The organism is Bifidobacterium miconis, assembly GCF_019331735.1.
Lineage (GTDB): Bacteria > Actinomycetota > Actinomycetes > Actinomycetales > Bifidobacteriaceae > Bifidobacterium > Bifidobacterium miconis.
In genome coordinates, this window is sequence record NZ_JAHBBH010000004.1 from 42,512 (window position 1) to 61,818 (window position 19,307).

General features: G+C 65.3%; 16 protein-coding genes and 2 pseudogenes. 3 read left to right on the top strand and 15 right to left on the bottom strand.

Going from position 1 to position 19,307, the window contains the following annotated elements:
• Positions 1 to 211: 211 nt before the first annotated feature.
• Complete coding sequence (locus tag KIH79_RS02315) at positions 212 to 2,290, bottom strand: beta-galactosidase (protein ID WP_219057913.1); 2,079 nt, start codon at positions 2,288 to 2,290, stop codon at positions 212 to 214.
• A gap of 203 nt (positions 2,291 to 2,493) precedes the next feature.
• On the opposite strand from KIH79_RS02315, the gene KIH79_RS02320 reads away from it, so the two are divergent.
• The gene (locus KIH79_RS02320) at positions 2,494 to 3,483 is read left to right on the top strand and encodes a LacI family DNA-binding transcriptional regulator (protein ID WP_219057984.1); all 990 of its coding nucleotides are present in this window, start codon (positions 2,494 to 2,496) and stop codon (positions 3,481 to 3,483) included.
• On the opposite strand, the gene KIH79_RS02325 is transcribed toward KIH79_RS02320, so the two are convergent.
• From KIH79_RS02325 to KIH79_RS02340, 4 genes are all read right to left on the bottom strand, one after another.
• Positions 3,480 to 4,298: a pseudouridine synthase gene (locus KIH79_RS02325; RefSeq protein WP_219057914.1), complete on the bottom strand. Its 819-nt coding sequence runs from the start codon at positions 4,296 to 4,298 to the stop codon at positions 3,480 to 3,482. The genes KIH79_RS02320 and KIH79_RS02325 overlap by 4 nt on opposite strands.
• A 154-nt stretch (positions 4,299 to 4,452) precedes the next feature.
• A complete protein-coding gene (gene glmS, locus KIH79_RS02330) occupies positions 4,453 to 6,345 on the bottom strand; it encodes a glutamine--fructose-6-phosphate transaminase (isomerizing) (protein WP_219057915.1) in 1,893 nt (630 codons plus the stop codon).
• A gap of 103 nt (positions 6,346 to 6,448) precedes the next feature.
• The gene (locus KIH79_RS02335; protein ID WP_219057916.1) at positions 6,449 to 6,853 is read right to left on the bottom strand and encodes an HI0074 family nucleotidyltransferase substrate-binding subunit; all 405 of its coding nucleotides are present in this window, start codon (positions 6,851 to 6,853) and stop codon (positions 6,449 to 6,451) included.
• On the bottom strand, positions 6,840 to 7,127 hold the full coding sequence (locus tag KIH79_RS02340; protein WP_219057917.1) for a nucleotidyltransferase family protein: 288 nt from the start codon (positions 7,125 to 7,127) through the stop codon (positions 6,840 to 6,842). Before KIH79_RS02340 ends, KIH79_RS02335 begins: the two co-directional genes overlap by 14 nt.
• A 207-nt stretch (positions 7,128 to 7,334) precedes the next feature.
• On the opposite strand from KIH79_RS02340, the pseudogene KIH79_RS12745 reads away from it, so the two are divergent.
• Both KIH79_RS12745 and KIH79_RS02345 read left to right on the top strand, forming a co-directional pair.
• Positions 7,335 to 7,604, top strand: a pseudogene (locus KIH79_RS12745) (IS30 family transposase); the annotation flags it as partial.
• Positions 7,590 to 8,240 (top strand): ATP-binding cassette domain-containing protein, encoded by a 651-nt coding sequence (locus tag KIH79_RS02345; RefSeq protein ID WP_236023546.1) that lies wholly within the window; start codon positions 7,590 to 7,592, stop codon positions 8,238 to 8,240. The pseudogene KIH79_RS12745 and the gene KIH79_RS02345, both read left to right, overlap by 15 nt.
• Positions 8,241 to 8,410: 170 nt before the next feature.
• On the opposite strand, the gene KIH79_RS02350 is transcribed toward KIH79_RS02345, so the two are convergent.
• The 10 genes and pseudogenes from KIH79_RS02350 to KIH79_RS13010 all read right to left on the bottom strand — a co-directional run bounded on the left by KIH79_RS02350 (position 8,411) and on the right by KIH79_RS13010 (position 19,244).
• Positions 8,411 to 9,253 carry an amino acid ABC transporter ATP-binding protein gene (locus tag KIH79_RS02350; protein ID WP_420829344.1) on the bottom strand — a complete coding sequence of 281 codons (843 nt, stop codon included), beginning with the start codon at positions 9,251 to 9,253 and terminating at the stop codon, positions 8,411 to 8,413.
• Positions 9,254 to 9,281: 28 nt separating this feature from the next.
• Positions 9,282 to 10,265: an amino acid ABC transporter permease gene (locus KIH79_RS02355; RefSeq protein WP_219057918.1), complete on the bottom strand. Its 984-nt coding sequence runs from the start codon at positions 10,263 to 10,265 to the stop codon at positions 9,282 to 9,284.
• Positions 10,266 to 10,520: 255 nt separating this feature from the next.
• Positions 10,521 to 11,453, bottom strand: coding sequence for an ABC transporter substrate-binding protein (locus tag KIH79_RS02360; protein ID WP_219057919.1), 933 nt, complete (start codon positions 11,451 to 11,453; stop codon positions 10,521 to 10,523).
• A 142-nt stretch (positions 11,454 to 11,595) separates the two neighbouring features.
• A complete protein-coding gene (locus tag KIH79_RS02365; RefSeq protein ID WP_219057920.1) occupies positions 11,596 to 12,576 on the bottom strand; it encodes an ABC transporter substrate-binding protein in 981 nt (326 codons plus the stop codon).
• Positions 12,577 to 12,733: 157 nt separating this feature from the next.
• A complete protein-coding gene (gene smpB, locus KIH79_RS02370) occupies positions 12,734 to 13,213 on the bottom strand; it encodes an SsrA-binding protein SmpB (RefSeq protein ID WP_219057921.1) in 480 nt (159 codons plus the stop codon).
• 146 nt (positions 13,214 to 13,359) lie between these two features.
• Positions 13,360 to 14,841: a CHAP domain-containing protein gene (locus KIH79_RS02375; RefSeq protein ID WP_420829342.1), complete on the bottom strand. Its 1,482-nt coding sequence runs from the start codon at positions 14,839 to 14,841 to the stop codon at positions 13,360 to 13,362.
• A gap of 133 nt (positions 14,842 to 14,974) precedes the next feature.
• Positions 14,975 to 15,898, bottom strand: coding sequence for a permease-like cell division protein FtsX (gene ftsX, locus KIH79_RS02380; RefSeq protein ID WP_219057922.1), 924 nt, complete (start codon positions 15,896 to 15,898; stop codon positions 14,975 to 14,977).
• Positions 15,899 to 16,715: 817 nt separating this feature from the next.
• Positions 16,716 to 17,757: pseudogene (ftsE, locus tag KIH79_RS02385) on the bottom strand (cell division ATP-binding protein FtsE); the annotation flags it as partial.
• A gap of 118 nt (positions 17,758 to 17,875) precedes the next feature.
• A complete protein-coding gene (gene prfB, locus KIH79_RS02390; protein ID WP_219057923.1) occupies positions 17,876 to 19,003 on the bottom strand; it encodes a peptide chain release factor 2 in 1,128 nt (375 codons plus the stop codon).
• Between the two features lie 109 nt (positions 19,004 to 19,112).
• Positions 19,113 to 19,244: a hypothetical protein gene (locus KIH79_RS13010; RefSeq protein WP_338023107.1), complete on the bottom strand. Its 132-nt coding sequence runs from the start codon at positions 19,242 to 19,244 to the stop codon at positions 19,113 to 19,115.
• Between the last annotated feature and the right edge of the window lie 63 nt (positions 19,245 to 19,307).

The following is a 19,307-nucleotide window of genomic DNA, read 5'->3' on the forward strand; positions in this document are numbered from 1 at the left end:
AAAACGCCGAAGATCCAACCGGAATACCCCGCCTACAACCCCACGCGAGACGAAACGGACGGACCTTCGGCAAATTGCCTCGCTGAGAGACACCTCAGCGAGGCAATTCGGCGAACATCCATCCGATGCGCCTCGTAGGCATAGAAAAACGGCTCTCCCCACGTCGATGAACGCAAGGAGAGCCGCTGAATACTGACGCGCAGCCGCCGAATTAGCGCTTGACGATGGCGACGCCGTTCGGGTCGATCGTCACGGTGCCGTCGCCGTTGGCCTGCGCAAGCGAGGCGACGATCGTCTCGCCGTCCGCCGGCACGGTCACGGCGCGGTGCGTGCGGTTGAACAGGAACTCGAACGTGACGTCGCCCGTCTCGTTCGCACGTTCGACGCGCAGCACGTCGCCGGCACCGGCCGGGGCGGCCACGTCGATGCCCATCGCATCGAGCAGTTCGGGCAGGCTCTTGGCGAGTCCGTCGCGGCCGAGACGGCAGCCGACGTATGCGGCCTTGCCGTCGCCGTATTCGTTGACGGTGATCGCCGGCACGCCGTTCATGCCGACCCACGGATCGGACTTGTAGGTTTCGAGCACGCGCGCTGAGTCGGCGACGGACGTGATCACGTCGGCGAAATCGTGCGCGACCGTGCCGTTGGTGAGCTCGAGATGATCGAGCGTGCCCTCGAAGTCGTTGCCCATCGGCGCGAACTCCTCGATGCGCACGCCGACCACGTCGCGGATCGAACCCGGGTAGCCGCCGAGCCAGATGTGGTCCTTCTCGTCGGAAAGGCCGGTGTAATAGGTGACGAACAGCTTGCCGCCCTTGGCGACGTAGTCGCGCACGCGGCGCGTGGTCTCCTCGTCCAGAATGTACAAGCTCGGCAGCACGACGGCCTCGTACGAATCCCAGTCGGAGCGCACGGGCACCACGTCGGCGGTCACGCCCTGATCGGCGAGCGCGCGGAACCATGCGAGCGGCTCGGTCCAGTGGCGCACCTGCTGGGTCGGGGTGGCGGTGTGCTCGGTGGCCCATTCGGACTCGTAGTCGAACACGACGGCCACGCGCGACTTGGCGAGCTTGGTGCCAAGCAGTCCCTCGTCGGCCAGGCGCTGCAGGTCGCCGCCGAGTTCGCACACGTCGCGGAAGTCCTGCGAATCCTCGCCCGCGTGAGGCACCATGGCGGTGTGGAACTTCTCCGCGCCGGCCTTGGACTGGCGCCACTGGAAGTAGCAGATCGCGTCGGCGCCCATGGACAGGTGCACGAGCGCGTCGCGCACGAGCTGGCCGGGTTCCTTGCGGTAGTTGATCGGACGCCAGTTGACGGCGCCGGTGGAGTTCTCCATGAGGAACCACGGGTTCTTGCGGGCGATGCCGTCGGTCAGGGAGGCCGAGTAGGCCATCTCGTCGAGGTGGGCCTCGCCCGGGGTGAAGTAGTGGTCGTTGGAGACGAAGTCGACTTCCGTGCCCCAGTCGTCGTAGTTCATGCCGGTGCCGCCGGCGGAGACCATGAAATTGGTGGTCAGCGGACGGCCCGGGGTGAGCTCTTCGAGCAGGTCGCGCTCGGCGATGTAGAACGCCTTGAGCGCGTCGGAGCTGAAACGCTTCCAGTCGAGCAGCTTGCCCGGGTTCATGAAGTTGCCGTCGCCGATGAAGCGCGGCGGGACGATTTCGGAGAAGTCGTTCATGTGCTGCGCCCAGAAGGCGGTGCCCCACGCGTCGTTGACGGCGTCGATGGTGCCGTAGCGCTCCTTGCACCAGTCCTGGAAGGCGCGCTCGGCGTCCTCGGAGTAATCGAAGCGGTTGTGGCAGCCGTACTCGTTGCTTACGTGCCAGGCGACGACGTACGGGTTGTCCTTGTAGTGCTCGGCCATCGCGCGGCACAGCTTGAGCGCGTACTCGCGGAAGACCGGGCTGGTCGGACGCCAGTGCTGGCGGGCGCCGGGCTGGCACACGTCGCCGCGGTAGTCCTGCCACAGCACCTCGGGATGGGCCTGGGTGAGCCACATCGGCGGCGAGGCGGTCGCGGAGGCGAGGTCGACGGCGATGCCGGCCTTGCCGAGCTTGTCGATGATGCGGTCGAGCCAGTCGAAGTCGAACACGCCTTCGCGCGGTTCGATCTTCGCCCAGCTGAAGATGCCGACCGAAACGAGGTTCACGCCGGCCTTGGTCATGAGACGGATGTCGTCGTCCCACACCTCTTCCGGCCACTGGTCGGGGTTATAGTCGCCGCCGTACCAGATGCGGGCTTCCTGGCCCTCAAGCGGCTGCGGCCAACGGAATGGTCTGTGCTGCGCCATTGCTGTCCTTTCGTTGCATCGCGGTGTTCCGCCATGCTGCGGAACCTTTCGATGTTTGCGTTACCATAATATCACCGTCACCGACAAAGTCCAGCCTCCGGCGTGGCAGGAAATATGGATGGTATGGTAGTCTGATAACGAAAACACCGTCGTTTCATGGAGAAGTAGGTAGTATGGAACGCACATCAACGGCTTCGGTCTCGATGCAGGACGTCGCCAAAGAGGCCGGCGTCTCGCCGCAAACCGTATCCCGCGTCGCCAACGGCAGCGACGCGGTCCGGCCGGAAACGCGCATGCGCGTCGAAGCCGCGATGGAAAAACTCGGATACCGGCCGAACTACGCGGCTCGCGCGCTCAAGCACGGCCGTTTTCAGGACATCGGCGTCGTCATGTTCAATTTGTCGTCGTTCGGCAACTCGCGCATCCTCGACAGCATCGCCACCGCCGCGAACGACAACGGCTACGCGATCACCGTGCATTCGATCGGCCGCGGACGCGACCGCACGGTCCAGGCCGCCGTCGAACGCATGAAGCAGCTGCCGGTGGACGGCATGATCATCGTCATGGAGGAGCAGCTCTCCGACTTCGCCGAATTCCAGCCGCCCAAGGAACTGCCGGTCGTGCTGCTGAGCGAGAGTCCGTCGCGCCACTGCCCCACCGTCGACGCGGACCAGTACGGCTGCTCGCAGGCCGTCGTCGACTATCTGCTCGCCAAAGGGCACCGGACCGTCTACCACATCGCCGGTCCGGCCACGTCGCGCGCCGCGCAAAGCCGCGAACAGGGCTGGCGCGACGCGCTGTCGTCCCGCGGCATCAGCGTGCCCCCGCTGTACACCGGCGACTGGGAGGCCGACAGCGGCTACCAGTGCGGCCTCGCGCTCGCACATGAAGCCGATTGCACGGCCGTGTACGCAGCCAACGACCAGATGGCGTACGGCGCGATGCTTGGCCTGCGCGCGGCCGGCAAGCGCGTGCCCGAGGACGTGAGCGTGATCGGCGTGGACGATTCGCTCGCCGGCACGATTCCGCGTCTGGAGCTGACCACCATGCGCATGCGGTTCGACCGGATCGGCCGCAGGGCGTTCTCGATGGTGCGCGACCTGTGCGAAGGCACGGACGTGCCCACGAACGTGAAGACCGTCATCCCCGTCGAACTCGTGGAACGCGACTCCGTGCGCGACCTGAACGCCTAACGCGGTCGCCGACCGGCCGACGCGACTCCCAGCGGCACGCGCGAGACGAATTCGCGCGGCTCGCCGCTGACCGGGTCGACGAACGACAGCCGCCGCGCGACGAGCTCGAGCGGCCGGGAGAAGTCGTCGTAGGCGCGTTCGACGATGCGCGGATAGAAGTCGTCGCCGACGATCGGCAGGCCGAGCGAGTTCATGTGGACGCGCAGCTGGTGCGTCTTGCCCGTGCGCGGATGCAGCGTGTACGCGCGGATCGGCGGCTGCCCCATCACCGATCGTGAAACGGGGTGTGAAACGGGGTGTGAAACACTCTGAGTAACGATCGGCGACACCGGCTCGCCCAGTTCGATCACCGTCTCCGCATTGACCACGCCCGGCTCCTCGTACGCCTGCAAAATCCCTCGCTGCTTGATGATGCGCGAGCGGCGCCGCAGCGGGAACGCGCGCGGCGGCTCAAGCCGTTCGATCGTGCCGTACCGCGGCTGCCGAATCGGCGCGGCCGGGGCGAGGCATTCGTACACCTTGGTCGTGCGCCGCTCCTGGAACAGCATCTGATACGCTCCGCGCAGCGCCGGATCGCGCACGAACACGACCACGCCGGCCGTCAGCCGGTCCAGCCGGTGCGCCGGCACGATGTCCGGCTCGCCGTACCATTCGCGCAGCCGGATCAGCGCCGTCTCGCGATACCACATGCCGCGCGGCGTGACGGCAAGAAAATGCGGCTTGTCGATCACGATGATCCCCGCATCCTCATACAGCACGTCGCAGTCAAACGGGATCCGCGGCTCGTCTGTCACGTATCTGTGCAGCTTGCTCATCGCAGACTCCAACGCAACGAGCCGAACCAGCAGAGGGAGCGGTCGGGATATGCGTTGTCCGACCGTATGACTTGGCCGAGCGGCCCGGAGCGTGTCGGGCAATGCATATCCCGACCGTTCCCGGCCAACGCTGGAACTCCGTTCATTTGCGCGTCTACTCCACCGTGACGGACTTGGCGAGGTTGCGGGGCTTGTCGACGTCGTAGCCCTTGAGCTTGGCCATGTCCATGGCGAACAGCTGCAGCGGCACCACGTCGACGAGCGGGCTCATCAGGGTGGGCGCCTTCGGCCGCCAGAACACGACGTCCGCGTAGCGCTCCACGTCCGGATCGCCCTCCTCGGCCACGGCGATGATGAACGCGCCACGCGCCTTGACCTCCTCGATGCCGGAGATCACCTTCGCGTGCAGCACGTTGCGGCCGCGCGCCGGCGGCACGATGAACACGATCGGCTCGCCTTCGTCGACGAGCGCGATCGGGCCGTGCTTGAGCTCGCCGGCCGCGAAGCCCTCCGTGAACGTGTACGCGATCTCCTTGAGCTTGAGCGCGCCTTCCATGGCGACCGGATAGCCGACGTGGCGGCCGAGGAACAGGAACGACTTCGCGTTCACCATCTGCTCGGCGGCCTTCTGCACGGCCTTGGCCTGCGTGTCGAGAATCCACTGGATCTTGCGCGGCATGGCCTTGAGCGAGTCGAGCGTGGACTGGATTTCGTCGCGGAACATCGCGCCCTTGACCTGCGCGAGGTACAGGCCGAGCACGTACGCGGCGGTGATCTGCGCGACGAACGCCTTGGTCGAGGCGACGGCGACCTCGGGGCCGGCGTGCGTGTAGAGCACGGCGTCGGATTCGCGCGGAATGGACGCGCCCTGCGTGTTGCAGATCGCGAGTACCTTGGAACCCTGTTCGCGCGCGTGGCGCAGGGCCATCAACGTGTCCATCGTCTCGCCGGACTGCGAGATCGCGACGACGAGCGTGCGCGGCGTGAGGATCGGGTCGCGGTAGCGGAATTCGTGCGCGAGCTCGACTTCGACCGGAATGCGCACCCAGTGTTCGATCGCGTACTTGGCGACCATGCCGGCATATGCGGCGGTGCCGCACGCGATGACGATGATCTTGTCGATCGCCTTGAAATCGTGCGGTTCGATGCGCACCTCGTCGAGGTTGATGTCGCCGTGCTTGTCGAGACGGCCGAGCAGCGTGCGCTGGACGGCGGCCGGATCCTCGTGGATCTCCTTGTCCATGAACGAGTCCCAGCCGCCCTTTTCGGCCGCCGACGCGTCCCAATCGACGGTGTACGTCTTCGGATCCTCGATCACGTTGCCGTCGAAGTCGGTGACGGTCACGCTGTTCGCCGAAACGCACACGGCCTGATCCTGGTCGACTTCGAGCGCGCGCTTCGTGTACGCGACGAACGCGGCCACGTCGGAGCCGAGGAAGTTCTCGCCGTCGCCGAGACCGACGACGAGCGGCGAATCATGGCGCGCGCCGACGATGATGTCCGGTTGGCGGCAGTCGGTGGCGAGAATCGTGAACGCGCCTTCCAGCATGCGCGCGAGGCGTCGGATCGCCTCGAACAGGTCCGGCTTGCCGGTTTCGGCGATGATCGCGTCGACGATTTTGCCGAGCAGCTTCGCAGCGACCTCGGTGTCGGTGCTCGAGGAGAACCGGTAGCCTTCGGCCTGCAGGTCAAGCCGCAGCTGGGATGCGTTTTCGATAATGCCGTTGTGGATGATGGCGACCTTGCCGTCGCGGCTGGTGTGCGGGTGCGCGTTCACGTCGCTGGGCACGCCGTTGGTGGCCCAGCGCGTATGTCCGATGCCGACGGTGGCGGCCGGCATGGGGTTGCGTTCGATGTCCTCGACGAGATTGGCGAGACGGCCGGCCTTCTTGCGCACGGCCACCTGCTCCATGCCTGGGGCGCTCAGGGCCACGCCGGCCGAATCATAGCCGCGGTATTCGAGGCGCTTCAAGCCCTGCAAGCACACTTCCAGCGGCTTGCCGCACGCGGTTTCGACGTTTCCTGCATATCCAACGATTCCACACATAGCCCACTACCCTACCGGACGCACATTGCAACGCGAAACCGCAACCCGCCATCCTCACGCGTTCGGCGTAATGGTCGGTCGTACACTCGATTCACTCGCGGCATCACTCAGTCAGCATGGCGGTACCGTATCGCTCGATCAGTCCTTGGTTCACCCGTTCAAACTCGGGGATGTAGTCGACGATGATCGCGTCCACCAATCGCAGCGCCTTATCCGCGTCGTAGATGTGCGCCGAATCGTTGCGGTCACGGAGCATGCGCAACCATGTCGTCTCATCCACGAAATCGTAATACTGGAACGCAGTCTTCAATACATCGCGAGGCGAACCGGACACCGACACCGGATCGCCTTCGTATGCGAGCAATGCCTTGAACAGCTTCCATCCGAGTTCGAACTGCAACTCGAACTTGTCGATCACACCGCTCTGAATGAACTCATTGCTCAAATCCTGATCAGGAGCCTGACGCAACGAACGCAAGGCGGAGGCGTAGTTCTCATACTTTTTCATAGAGGACCTTTCCGGTCGTCGCGATCTCGTCGCGCAGTTCGTCGGTGATCGGCTCGTCCAGATTGATCACGTCGATCTTGAGCAGCGACCACAGGTCGTCCTGCAGCCGCCGGTACAGACGGTCGAAATCGGGGCATCCGGAGATCGCGATGTCGATATCGCTTTTCGGCCGCGCGGTGCCCTTGGCCCGCGAACCGAACAGTATGACCTTCGTGGCTCCTGCTGCGACGGAGAACTCGACGATCTGTCGATACACGTCCTCAATCGGAACCATGATCATCTCCTTGCCGTTGCCGTCGGCTCCATTGTAAAACATCGGAAACAACGGAATCCCCCCCCCGCCGCGTACCATGAGGGCGGCGGGTTCTAGTGATCGTTGCAACGCTTGGCTGACTGATGGGAGTGCCAGGTGGGAGACGAGAGCGCGCGGCGCGCGAGTAGGTGGGTGTTCGAGGGCGTGGCGTACGCGACGCGTCGTGAGATGTGCGCGGCGCGGCGGGGACGGTACGTTGAGTATCTCAACGCGGGCATGAACTTCACGCAGGCCGCTCGCGCGGTGGGCGTGTCGAAGCGAACGGGGAAGGCGTGGCGCAACGGTCGGACGCGGGCCACGGGACGCAACGAGAAGCCCTTGGTGGACTGGTATCGTTCCACCATGGACAAGCCGAAAAAGATCAGCACGAGGTATTTAAGCCAAGACGAGCGCATGAGCATCGCCGACTGGCGGCATGCCGGCATGGGCGTGCGTGCGGAACACATCACGTACCGGTATCCGGCTGCGGATGACAGCAGCGATGACGACAACGACGCCATCGACGGCGTGGACGGCAACGACACGACATCGTCCGGTACGACAGACACGCCCGCCCGCCTCGCGTTGGATGACATCTCGCTCGACATCGCACCGGAGTCGATCGTCGCGTTCGTCGGCGAGAACGGTTCCGGCAAGACGACTCTGGCGAAGATCATCGCCGGCATCCTCGAACCCGACTCCGGCACGGTCACGCTGCCCCGCCCCAACGATGCGAACGTCACGACCACGTTGGGGCGGCTCGGCGCGCAATGGGGCGGCATCGGTTTGTCCGGCGGGCAATGGCAGCGCCTCGCGTTGGCGCGCACGTTCCTGTCCGACCAGCCGCTGTGGATACTGGACGAACCGACCGCCGCCGTGGACGCGACCGCCGAAGCCGCGATCTATCACGACCTGACCGAGAACCGGCCTGCCGGCACCACGGTGATCGTCACCAGTCACCGGCCACACGTGCTTACTCATGTGGATCGGATCGTCGTGCTTGATCGTGGACGCGTTGCTGAAAGCGGTACGTATGATCAGCTCATCGCGAAGCGGGGTAGGTTTAGTCAGCTGGCGCACGACAGTTTGGAGTAGGTGGGTCTTGATTTTGGTATCGTGCTGACGCACGACGCTGTGTTGTTGCGGCGCTGGTGCGCCGCAGACGCTCCCCCAGTCAGCCTTCGGCTGACAGCCCCCTCAGCCGAGGGGGCCGAGGCTCCGCCAGCGTCATGGTGCGACAGTGCCGAGGTGATATGGCAGTCTTTCTACAGCACGTGCTGCAGGAAGTCCTTGAACCGCGGTTCGCTCGGGTGATCGATGATGTCGGGGCCGCCCTGTTCGACGACCACGCCGCCGTCCATGAAGACGACCTGATCGGCGACCTCGCGGGCGAAGCCGATCTCGTGCGTGACGACGATCATCGTCATGCCCTCCTTGGCGAGCGAAAGCATCACGTTGAGCACTTCGCCGACCAGCTCCGGGTCGAGCGCCGAGGTCGGCTCGTCGAACAGCATGATCTCGGGCTTCATGGCCAGCGCACGGGCGATGGCGACGCGTTGCTGCTGGCCGCCGGACAGTTCGGCCGGGTAATAGTCCAACCGCTCGCCCAAGCCGACGCGGTTCAACTCGGCAATAGCCAGTTCGCGCGCTTCGGATTTGCTCATGTGCTTCACATGCACGGGCGCTTCCATCACGTTTTCGATGGCGGTCATGTGCGGGAACAGGTTGAACCGCTGGAACACCATGCCAAGCTTGGAGCGCTGGGCCGCAACGGCCTTGTCGTCCAGCGTCTGCAGGATCGGCCGTCCGTCCGCGTCCGTGCGGCCGGTCGGCTTGTAGCCGATCATCTCGCCGTCGACTTCGATCGTGCCGCCGGTGAGCGTCTCGAGCTGGTTGATCAGACGCAGGAACGTGGACTTGCCGGAGCCGGAGGGCCCGAGAATCACGGTCACCGAACCGGGCATGACGGTCATGTCAACGCCCTTGAGTACGTGCAGCGAACCGAACGCCTTGTGCACCTGCGTGGCCTTGACGGCCGGCGTCGCGCCGGTGCGTGCGTTCGCGCCGTTCGCACCGTTCACGCCGGAGCCAGCCGGGAATGCGGTCATATCAGTCATGGTTGCTCACTCCCCCGGCTCACGCGGTCATGCCGGTGAACCCGGCCTCGTTGATCTTGTTCACGTTGTCCTGCGGCTCGCCCTCGGTCTTGCCCGGCAGCGGCGCCTGCTTGCCGCGCGTGCCCATCGCGCGCGCGTCGAAGCCCTTGCCGAAGTGCTTCTCGAGCATCGACTGGAACACCATCAGGATCGACGTGATGAGCAGATACCAGAAGCAGGCCACGAGCAGCAGCGGGATCGGCTTGTAGATGCGGTTGGCGATCGCGCCGGTCGCGAACTGCAGTTCCAGCGTGAACGGCACGGCGGTCACGAGCGACGTGGTCTTGAGCATGCCGATCGTCTCGTTGCCGGTCGGCGGGATGATGATGCGCATGGCCTGCGGCAGGATGATGCGGCGCATGATGAGCGTGCGCTTCATGCCGAGCGCCTGCGCGGCCTCGGTCTGTCCCGGGTCGACCGCTTCGAGGCCGGCGCGCACGATTTCGGACAGGTACGCGGCCTCGTTCAGGGCCAGACCGATCCATGCGGCGTTGAATGCGGTGACGACGTCCTGCGAGCTGATGCTCCAGAACGAGATGTCGGTGAACGGGATGCCGATGCTCAGCCGCGGGATGAGCACGGCGAACAGGCCCCAGAACACGAGCTGCGTGTACACAGGGGTGCCGCGGAAGAACCAGATGAAGAACCAGCTGACGCCGCGCAGCACCGGGTTGATCGACTTGCGCATGATCGCGAGGATGACCGACAGGATGATCGCGATGACCATGGAGATGACGGTCAGCTCGAGCGTGTACCGGATGCCTTCGAGCACGTTCTCGTTGAACAGGTATTTCCAGACGACCGGCCATTCGAGACGCGGGTTGGTGATCATGCCCTGGATAAGCATCGCCGCGAGCAGCGCGACGATCACGGCGGCCACGATCGGGCCGGGGCGGCGCACGGGCAGCGCGTCGATGCGGTTCGGGATGTTCAATCCGTCGCCGTCAGCTTGTTTCTTCGCCATAAATGTTTCAGTCCTTATGCCATATCTCGGCTCCCCTTGTCAGGACGTCGCCGTGAAGCAAACGCGAGAGCGTTTGCCGGCAACGTGCGAGCCAACAGGCGAGCCAGTGTAATGCGGGCGAAAGCCCGTCCGTATTTGCAGGAGAGCTGTCAGAGAAGCTGACTGAGGGGTAGTCAGAAGGCTGAACCTTCTTCTCTCCCTCAGTCAGCCTGCGGCTGCCAGCTCCCTCATCAGAGGGAGCCGAGGTGAACGGAGTTACGCGAGATCGGTGGGGTTGATCTCGGCCTTGTCGATCGCACCGGATTCGACGCCCCAGTGCTTGAGGATCTTGCCGTACGTGCCGTCGTCCATGAGCTCCTGCACGGCGGCCTGAATGAACTTGTCCATCTCCTCGTCGCCCTTGGCGATGGCCACGCCCTGCTTCGCGGTGCCTTCCACGTCGCCGAGCATTTCGAGCTCGCCGCCGGTCTGGCTGATCGCGTAGCCGCCGACCGGGGAGTCGGCGTAGAACACGTCGGCCTTGCCGGTCACCACGCTGGTGGCCGCGTCGGTCTGCAGCTTGGTGGACAGCACTTCGATCGAATCCTTACCGTCGGCCTTGCACTGCTCGGCGGCCTTGTTGGCCTCCTCTTCCTGCACGGTGCCGGTCTGCACGGCGATCTTCAGACCACACAGCTGCGTGGTGTCGACCTTGTTCGGGTTGCCCTTCTTGACGATCCAGCTGAAGCCGGACTTGTAGTAGCTGACGAAGTCGACGGCCTCGAGGCGCTCCTTGGTGATCGTCATCGCGGTGATGCCGAGGTCGTACTTGCTGCCGACCGACGGGACGATCGAGTCGAACGTGGACGAGACGACTTCCGTCTTGACGCCGGCGATCTTGCCGATCGCGGTCGCGATGTCGACGTCGTAGCCGACCGGCGTCTTGCCGTCTTCGGCGAGGAATTCGGCCGGCGCGTACGACAGTTCCATGCCGACGGTGAGCTTGCCGGCGCTCTTGACCTTGCTCGGCAGGAGCGCGGCGACCGCGTCGTTGGTCTTGACGCCGCTCAGATCGTAGCCTTCGGTCGCGTTGGACGCGGTGCCGGTGGTGGAGTTGGTGGTCGTGTCGGTGGTGCCGCAGGCGGCGGCGCCGATCAGCAGGGCCGCGCTCAGCGCCGCGGCGGCCATGCCCTTGAGGGTTTTGAACATGATGTCCTCTCCGTTTCTCGGTTCTCGATTCGGTTCCGAGTATACAGAGAGGACGGTGCTTTCCTGTATCCCGGGATTTACCGGGGGTTCACGGTGGGGATGCCTGCGACCGGCCGTCCCCGCCGACGGACTCTTCGACGACCTACTCGACGGACGGGTTGATCTCGGCCTTGTCGATCGCGCCGGACGAAACGCCCCATGTGTCGAGGATCTTCTTGTACGTGCCGTCGTCCATGAGCTTCTGGATCGCCTTCTGCACGGCTTCGGCGGTCTTCGAATCGCCCTTCTTGATCGCCACGGCCTCCGGGGTCACGCCGGTGTCGTCGCCGAGCGTTTCCAACGTGTCGCCGGTCTGGCTGATCGCGTATCCGGCGACCGGCGAGTCGGCGTAGAAGATCGACGCCTTGCCGGACGCCACGGCGGTGGTCACGTCGGTCTGCAGCTTGGACGACTGGATGTCGATCGCGTCCTTGCCGTCGGCCTTGCACTGCTCGTTGGCCTTGTTGACTTCCTCCTCCTGCGTGGTGCCGGTCTGCACGGCGACCTTCACGCCGCACAGGTTCGACGTGTCGACCTTGTCGGGGTTGCCCTTGCGCACGACCCACGTGGAGCCGGCCTTGAAGTAGGTGACGAAGTCGACGGCCTCCATGCGTTCCGGCGTGACCGTGAACGAGGAGATGCCGATGTCGTATTTGCTGCCGACCGACGGGATGATCGAGTCGAACGTGGACGAGACGGTTTCCTCTTTCAGCCCGAACACGGCGGCCAGCGCCTTGGACAGGTCGACGTCGAAACCGACGGCGGTCTTGCCGTCTTCGGCGAGGAATTCGGCCGGCGCGTACGAAGTGTCGGTGCCGACGGTGAGCGTGCCGTCGCCGGCGACGGAGTCGGGCAGGAGCGCGGCGATCGCGTCGTCTTTTTGGATGGAGCTGGTGTCGAAGCCCTTGGTGGTCGAGCTGGAGCTGCTGCCGGAGCCGGATGACGATGAGCCGGCGTTGCCGGATGCGCTCGTGTCGCCCGTATCGGTGGTGCCGCAGGCCGCTGCGGCGAAGATCATGGCCGCGCCCAGCGTGGCCGCTGCGATGGAGCGCAGATTGCGACGTATTCCCTTGCTGTAAGACATTAGGATTTCCTCTCTTGCGAATGTCGGCCGGCGGGTATGTTTCCGGTTAATTCGCGAGAGTAGGTGCCCTATGCTACGCGCTCGTAAAACGAACGCCGATTGCTCACTCCGTGGACACGCAGTGGACGATCGGCGGGCAATCGGCGCCGGCAAGCCCTTAGCGGGCGCGCATGTTCTTGTAGCGCATGACGCGCAGGGCCTCGCGCTTGTCCTGCTCCTCGCGCAGGGCCTGGCGCTTGTCGAATTCCTTCTTGCCCCGGGCGAGCGCGATTTCGGCCTTGACGCGGCCGTTCTTGAAGTAGAGGCTGATCGGGATGATCGTGTAGCCCTTGGCCTCGGACTGGCGCGACAGCTTGACGATTTCCCGCTCGTGCAGCAGCAACTTGCGCTTGCGCTTGGGCGCGTGGTTGTTCCACGTGCCGTTCAGGTATTCGGGAATGTTCGCGCCTTCGAGCCACATCTCGCCGCGACGGTCGATGGAGACGAACGCCTCCGCAAGCGACGCGCGGCCTTCGCGCAGCGACTTCACCTCGGTGCCGGTGAGCACGAGTCCGGCCTCGTAATGGTCTTCGATGGCGTAGTCGTGCCGGGCCTTCTTGTTCTGCACGATGAGCTTCGTGCCTTCTTCCTTGGGCATCAGTCCCCCTCCTTTCGTCATGCAACTCGTCATGCAACGGTCATGCGGCGGTCTTTGCAACGCAACATCTCAGAATAGCACAACGGCCCGGCTCGTCCTCGCTGCGGGCGAAGACGAGCCGGGCCTCAGCCGGTGCGCGACTCGGATCAGTGGACGAACAGGTACTGGCCGTTGTTGGTCAGCGTGCGGTAGGAGACCACGTACAGGCCCTGCACGTTCATTTCGGAGATGAGGAACGTGCCGTCGGAGTTGACGGCCTCGACCACGGCCACGTGTCCGTACGTGCCGTCGGCGCCGTCCTGCCCGCGCGCGAACGAGAGCGCCGCGCCGACCTGCGGCGTGCTGTCGACGCGCAGTCCGTACGAGGGAGCGTTGGCTGCCCAGTCGCCGCCGTTGCCGAGATACGACGGCGTGCCGATGCCCATTTCCTTGCGACGGTTGTAGGCGTACCACGTGCACTGGCCGCCCGCGTAGGCGTTGCCGGAGTCGCCGTTGCTGGTGCCCTGGCCGCCGCTGGTGCCGGCGGACGAGGAAGAGCCCGACGTCGAGCCGCCGGAGGTCGTGCCGCCCGTGTTCGTATTGACGTTGGTATTGGTGTTCGTATTAGCGTTCGAGCTCGATCCGCCGGAATTCGATCCGGAGTTCGTGTTCGCGTTGGTGTTGGCGCCGGTATTGGTGCTGACGCTGCCGGCCGGCTTGGTGGTGCCCTGCGGCCCGACGGTCGGCTTGGCGGCGGCCGCGGCCTGTTCGGCGGCATACTTGCGGTTGAGCGAGTCGATCTGCGAGTCGAGCAGCACGGTCTGGGCGGCCTGCTTGGCGCTGGCATCGGTGATCTGGCTTTGCTGGGACTCGAGTTCGGTGCGCTTGGCCTCGCCCTCCTCGCGCAGCTTGTCGAGCGCGTCGCGCTCGCTCTGCGCGTTCGCCGCTGCGGTTTCGGCGGCGGCGGCCGTCTCGTCGGCCTTGACCTTGAGTTCGGCGATGGTCTTTTCGATCGCGGCGAGGCGTTCGCCGCGGTTCATGGACGTGTTGAGCGAGACGGCGGCCTCGGACGCCGCGTTCGATTCGGTGCGGCTCAGCGCGTCGCGCGTCTGCATCGCGTTGACGAATTCCTTCGTGCTGGTGGAGCCGGTGACCACGCTCATCACGTCGGACGCGTTGGATCCGTGCATCGATTCGCGGGCCATCTGGGCCACGGCGGCGTGCGCGTCGTCATAGTCCTTGCCGGTCTTCTTGATCTCCTCCTCGAGGGTCGCTTTGTCCTTCTTGGCGGCATCAAGCCGGGACGCCATCGCCTCGGCTTCGGCCTTGGCGACCGCGGCCTGCTGGTTCGCCTTGTTCACGGCGGCCTGGGCCGCGGGGATCTTCACGTTGGTCAAGGTGTCCAGTTCGACGATCTTGTCGGCGAGCTGGCTGCTCACGCCGGCCAGCTGGGACTTCAGCTCGGCCTCCCGCTGCGCGCTGGCCTGCTTCTGCGCGCGGGCGTCGAGCAGCTCGGCGTACGTGTCGGCGTTCGCGACCGGCACCGGCGCGACCACGGTCCCCACCGCCATCGCGGCGCACAGCGCCATTGCGGACGCGGCGGCCAGCACCGGCCTCCTGATTCCCCCAACTCGTGCAGAACGAACCATCAACGTTTCCTTTCGTCAGACCAGACCCACCATAACAAACGATTCTGAAAAGGCGTGTCCCGCGCCGACACCGCGTCGGCCGCGCGAACACGCCCGTACAATGGCCCGATATCGGGCTTTTTCCAGTCTTTCCTCAGGCTTTCAGATACCGCCGCAGCGAAATCAGCGACGAAATCGCCGACAGCAATATCGCTCCCAGCACAAGGAACGGCGACATCATGATCACGGTCGTCTGGTCGACGTACGGAATCCACGTCACCGACTGCGCGAGCCAACCGGTCACGAACACGCGCACGATCACCGACAGCATCACGCACGAGAGCACCGAGCCGACCAACGACGCGATGGTGCCTTCGAGGATGAACGGCAGGCGGATCGTCCAGTTGGACGCGCCGACGAGCCGCATGATCTCCGTCTCCTTGCTGCGCGAGGCGGCGGACATGCGGATCGTCGTGGCGGTGAGCATGATCGCGACGAGCACCATCACCGCGGCGAGCACGGCGGTGACGGCGGTGGCGCGGTTGAGCACGGCGAACACCGGGTCGAAGATCTGCTTCTGGTCGGAGACCTCCTCGACGCCGTCCTGACCGGACAGCACTTCGGAGACGACCTGATACTTCTCCGGGTTCTTGAGCTTGAGCCACAGCGACGCCTGCATGTCGTCCGCGGTGAGCGTGCGGCCCTGGAACTCGCCGTTCGGGTAACGCTTGAGGAACGTGTCCTTGTAGTACTTCTCCTTGGACACGTACGTGATGTTCGCGACCACGTCGGGCAGCTCGTTGCGGATCTTCTGCTGGATCGCGTCGATTTCCGCGGCGGACGGCGACTTGCCGTCCGCGCAGTTCGCCGACTGGCTCGGACCGTCCGGACACAGCCAGACGACGACCTCGACCTGGTCGTACCAGCCGGCCTTCGCCTTGACGACCTGCGCCTGCGTGAGCGCGGACGCGCCGATGAACAGGAACGAGATGAACGTGACCAGCATGACCGACAGCAGCATCGGCACGTTGCGCCTGAGGCTCGTCCACGTTTCGGAGAGGATGAATCGCAGTCTCATCGGGTTTCCTCGTCCTCCTTGTTGTTGCGATTCGTGCGACCGGCCGAATGCGCGGACGGCTGGGCCGGCGGTGCGGGCGGCATCGGCGGGGCGAGCAGCGTCGGCGGGGCCGGCTGTTCGGACTGCGTCACGTGCGGTTCCGGCTCATGCCGCTCGTCCGGCTGGCGCGGAGCCGCCGGCATGAGCAGCGAGTCCGGGATGGACGGCAGCTTCGGCATCGCCGTGACCGACGAGGCGGCCGCGTACGCAGCACGGCGGTCCGTCTTCGCGTCGATCGGCATCAGCTCGTCCGGACGCTGTTCCCCGTGACGTCGTTCGTCGGCTCCGTCATGTCCGTCGCGCGTCTCGTGCGCATGGCCGTCGGCGGATGCCGTGTCCGTTCCGGCGGACGGCGCGGCGGACGACTGCCGCGGCGCGACCGGAACAGCGTCGCTCGTGTCCTCACCGGACACGGACCGCGGTTGCGGGCCGGAGTCTTCGGACGTTGCGCCAACATGGGCGTCGGCTGGTCGCGCATCTGCGACGTCGATGGCGCCGCTCGCGGCGGAAACGCGCGCGCCGGCGGCCGCATCGTCGGCCGCGGCCGCGTCATCCGCGGCACGACCATTCGCAACGTGCCCGTTCGTGGCACGACCGTCAGCGACGTCGTCGGCGGCATGTCCTGCGGCCTCGGCGGCCCCGGCATCTCGCGCGGCATCGTCGCGCACGGCGCCCGTCGTCTCGGCGGACGGATCGGACGACGGCTCGACGGACTCGCCGGACAGTTTCTCGGCGACCGTGTCGCCGGCCTTGAGCGACGCCTCGTATTCTTCAAGCTTGAGTCCCTTGCCCCACGTCAGCGTCGTCTCGACCGGCGCGAACACTTCGCCGTAGCGGCCGGTGCGACCGGAATGGACGGAGTTCGCGAGCCGTGCGATGCCCTCGTCGGTCTGCTCGCCGTTGATGACCTCGGTGACCTGGTCGATGACGCGTTCGGCCTGGCGCGCGCGCGAATTGCGCTTGCTGTGCGCCCCGCCGCGACTGTCGGACGGGGACGCGGTCGCAGTGCCCGCGCCGTTCGCGGTCTCGCCGCCCGCCGTGACAGCGTCCTGCGGGCGGAAGCGATCGTCACCGCCCATGCCGAGCGCCTGATGCGAGCGCGACTCGACCTCCGCGTCCGGGAAGTACAGTGCGGAATCGTAGGAGCCCTGCCGCTCGTCGCGCACGATTTTGCCGGCGTGCAGTTCGACGACGCGCTTGCGCATCGAGTTGACGATCTCCTCGTTGTGCGTGGCCATGACGATCGTGGTGCCGGTGCGGTTGATCGCGTCGAGCACCTCCATGATGCCGAGCGACGTGGTCGGGTCGAGGTTGCCGGTCGGCTCGTCGGCGAGCAGGATCTGCGGATGGTTGACGTAGGCGCGGGCGATGGTCACGCGCTGCTGCTCGCCGCCGGACAGCTCGTGCGGATAGCTGTTCTCCTTGCCCGTCAGCCCCACGGTCTCGAGGACCTTCGGCACGAGCGACTTGATCGTCGAACGGCGCGTGCCGATCACTTCGAGCGCGAACGCGACGTTCTGCCAGACGGTCTTGTTGTTGAGCAGCTTGTAGTCCTGGAAGATAAAGCCGATGGAACGGCGGTACTGCGGCACCTGCCGGTTGGTCAGTCGCCGCAGGTCGTTGCCGGCGACGTGGATCTCGCCGTCGGTGGCCTCCTCCTCGCGCAGCAGGAGGCTCAGCAGCGTGGTTTTGCCGGAGCCTGACGCGCCGACGAGGAAGACGAAGTCACCGCGGTCGATGTGCAGATTGACGTCGTCCAGCGCGGGCCGCGTGCCGCGCGGATAGATCTTGCTCACATGATCCAACGAGATGAGTGCCATGATGTTTCCGTCCCCCTTGGCTCCCCTTGTCAGGCCGAGCCGTGAAGAAAACAGCCCGGTGGACTGTTTTTAGGCGAAGAGGCGACGACAGTCGCCCCTTCACACCTCTCATGTCTGGTTACTCCGCTTCCTGCTCCGCGGCGCGGCGCTGCTCGTGGCGCCAGCGGATGCCGGCCTCGATGAACGCGTCGATATCACCGTCGAACACGGCCTGCGTCTGGCTCGTCTCGTAGCCGGTGCGCAGATCCTTGACCATCTGGTACGGATGCAGCACGTAGGAGCGCATCTGGTCGCCCCAGCTGGCCTTGATGTCGCCGGCGATCTCCTTCTTCTTCTTGGCCTCCTCCTCGTGGCGCAGCACGAGCAGTCGGGACTGGAGCACGGCCATGGCGGCGGCGCGGTTCTGGATCTGCGAACGCTCGTCCTGCATGGTCACGACGATGCCGGTGGGAAGGTGGGTGATGCGCACGGCCGAGTAGGTCGTGTTCACGCCCTGGCCGCCGGGGCCGGAGGAGCAGTACGTGTCGATGCGGATGTCGGTGTCCGGGATGTCGATGTGGTCGGTCGCCTCGACGAGCGGGACAACCTCGACCGCGGCGAAGCTTGTCTGGCGGCGGCCCTGGTTGTCGAACGGGGAGATGCGCACGAGGCGGTGCGTGCCGCCCTCGACCGACAGGCGGCCGAACGCGTACGGTGCGTCCACTTGGAAAGTCGCGGACTTGATGCCGGCCTCTTCCGCGTACGAGGTGTCCATCACCTTGGCCTTGTAGCCGTTGCGCTCGGCCCAGCGCAGGTACATGCGCAGCAGCATCTGCGCGAAGTCGGCCGCGTCCACGCCGCCCGCGCCGGAGCGGATCGTGACGACCGCGGAGCGTTCGTCGTATTCGCCGTCGAGCAGCGTCTGGATCTCCATGTCGTCGAGATCCTTCTGGATCTTGCCGATTTCGGTCTGCGCCTCGGCGAGCGAATCGGCGTCCTCCATCTCGCGGCCGAGCTCGACGAGCGTCTCCACGTCGTCGATGCGCTGGTTCGCGGAGTTGAGGCGGCGCAGCTGGGCCTGCGCGGCCGACAGCTTGCTCGTGATCTTCTGCGCGTTCTCGGGATCATCCCACAGGCCCGGCTCGGCGGCCTTCGTTTCGAGATCCTTGATCTCGGCCTTCAGCCGGTCCATGTCAAGGGCCTTGGCGATGGATTCGTATTTGGCGCGCGCGTCGCCGATCGCCTGATTATAGTCAAATTCTGCCATCGTATATCACCATACTTGTCGTGAGTTGTATCCGGTCGTGTTGTCCTAGGTGCGCACAATATATGCAGGAAACGCATATCCCTCGTTGGGCATGCGCGGGCAGGGTGCGTCAAAGACCGGCATAGATCGCCGGAATGACAAGGCTGAGCAGCATGGCGGCAGCGACGACGATGCACACCGCGCGCATGATATTGCGGCGGCGGCGTTCGCGCTGCTCTCGTTCGGCCTTGTACTCGTTCACAGTGCGCCATTGTAACGACTCGCCCGGATTTTACGCTCCGCGCGCATGCCGTCGGAAAGCACG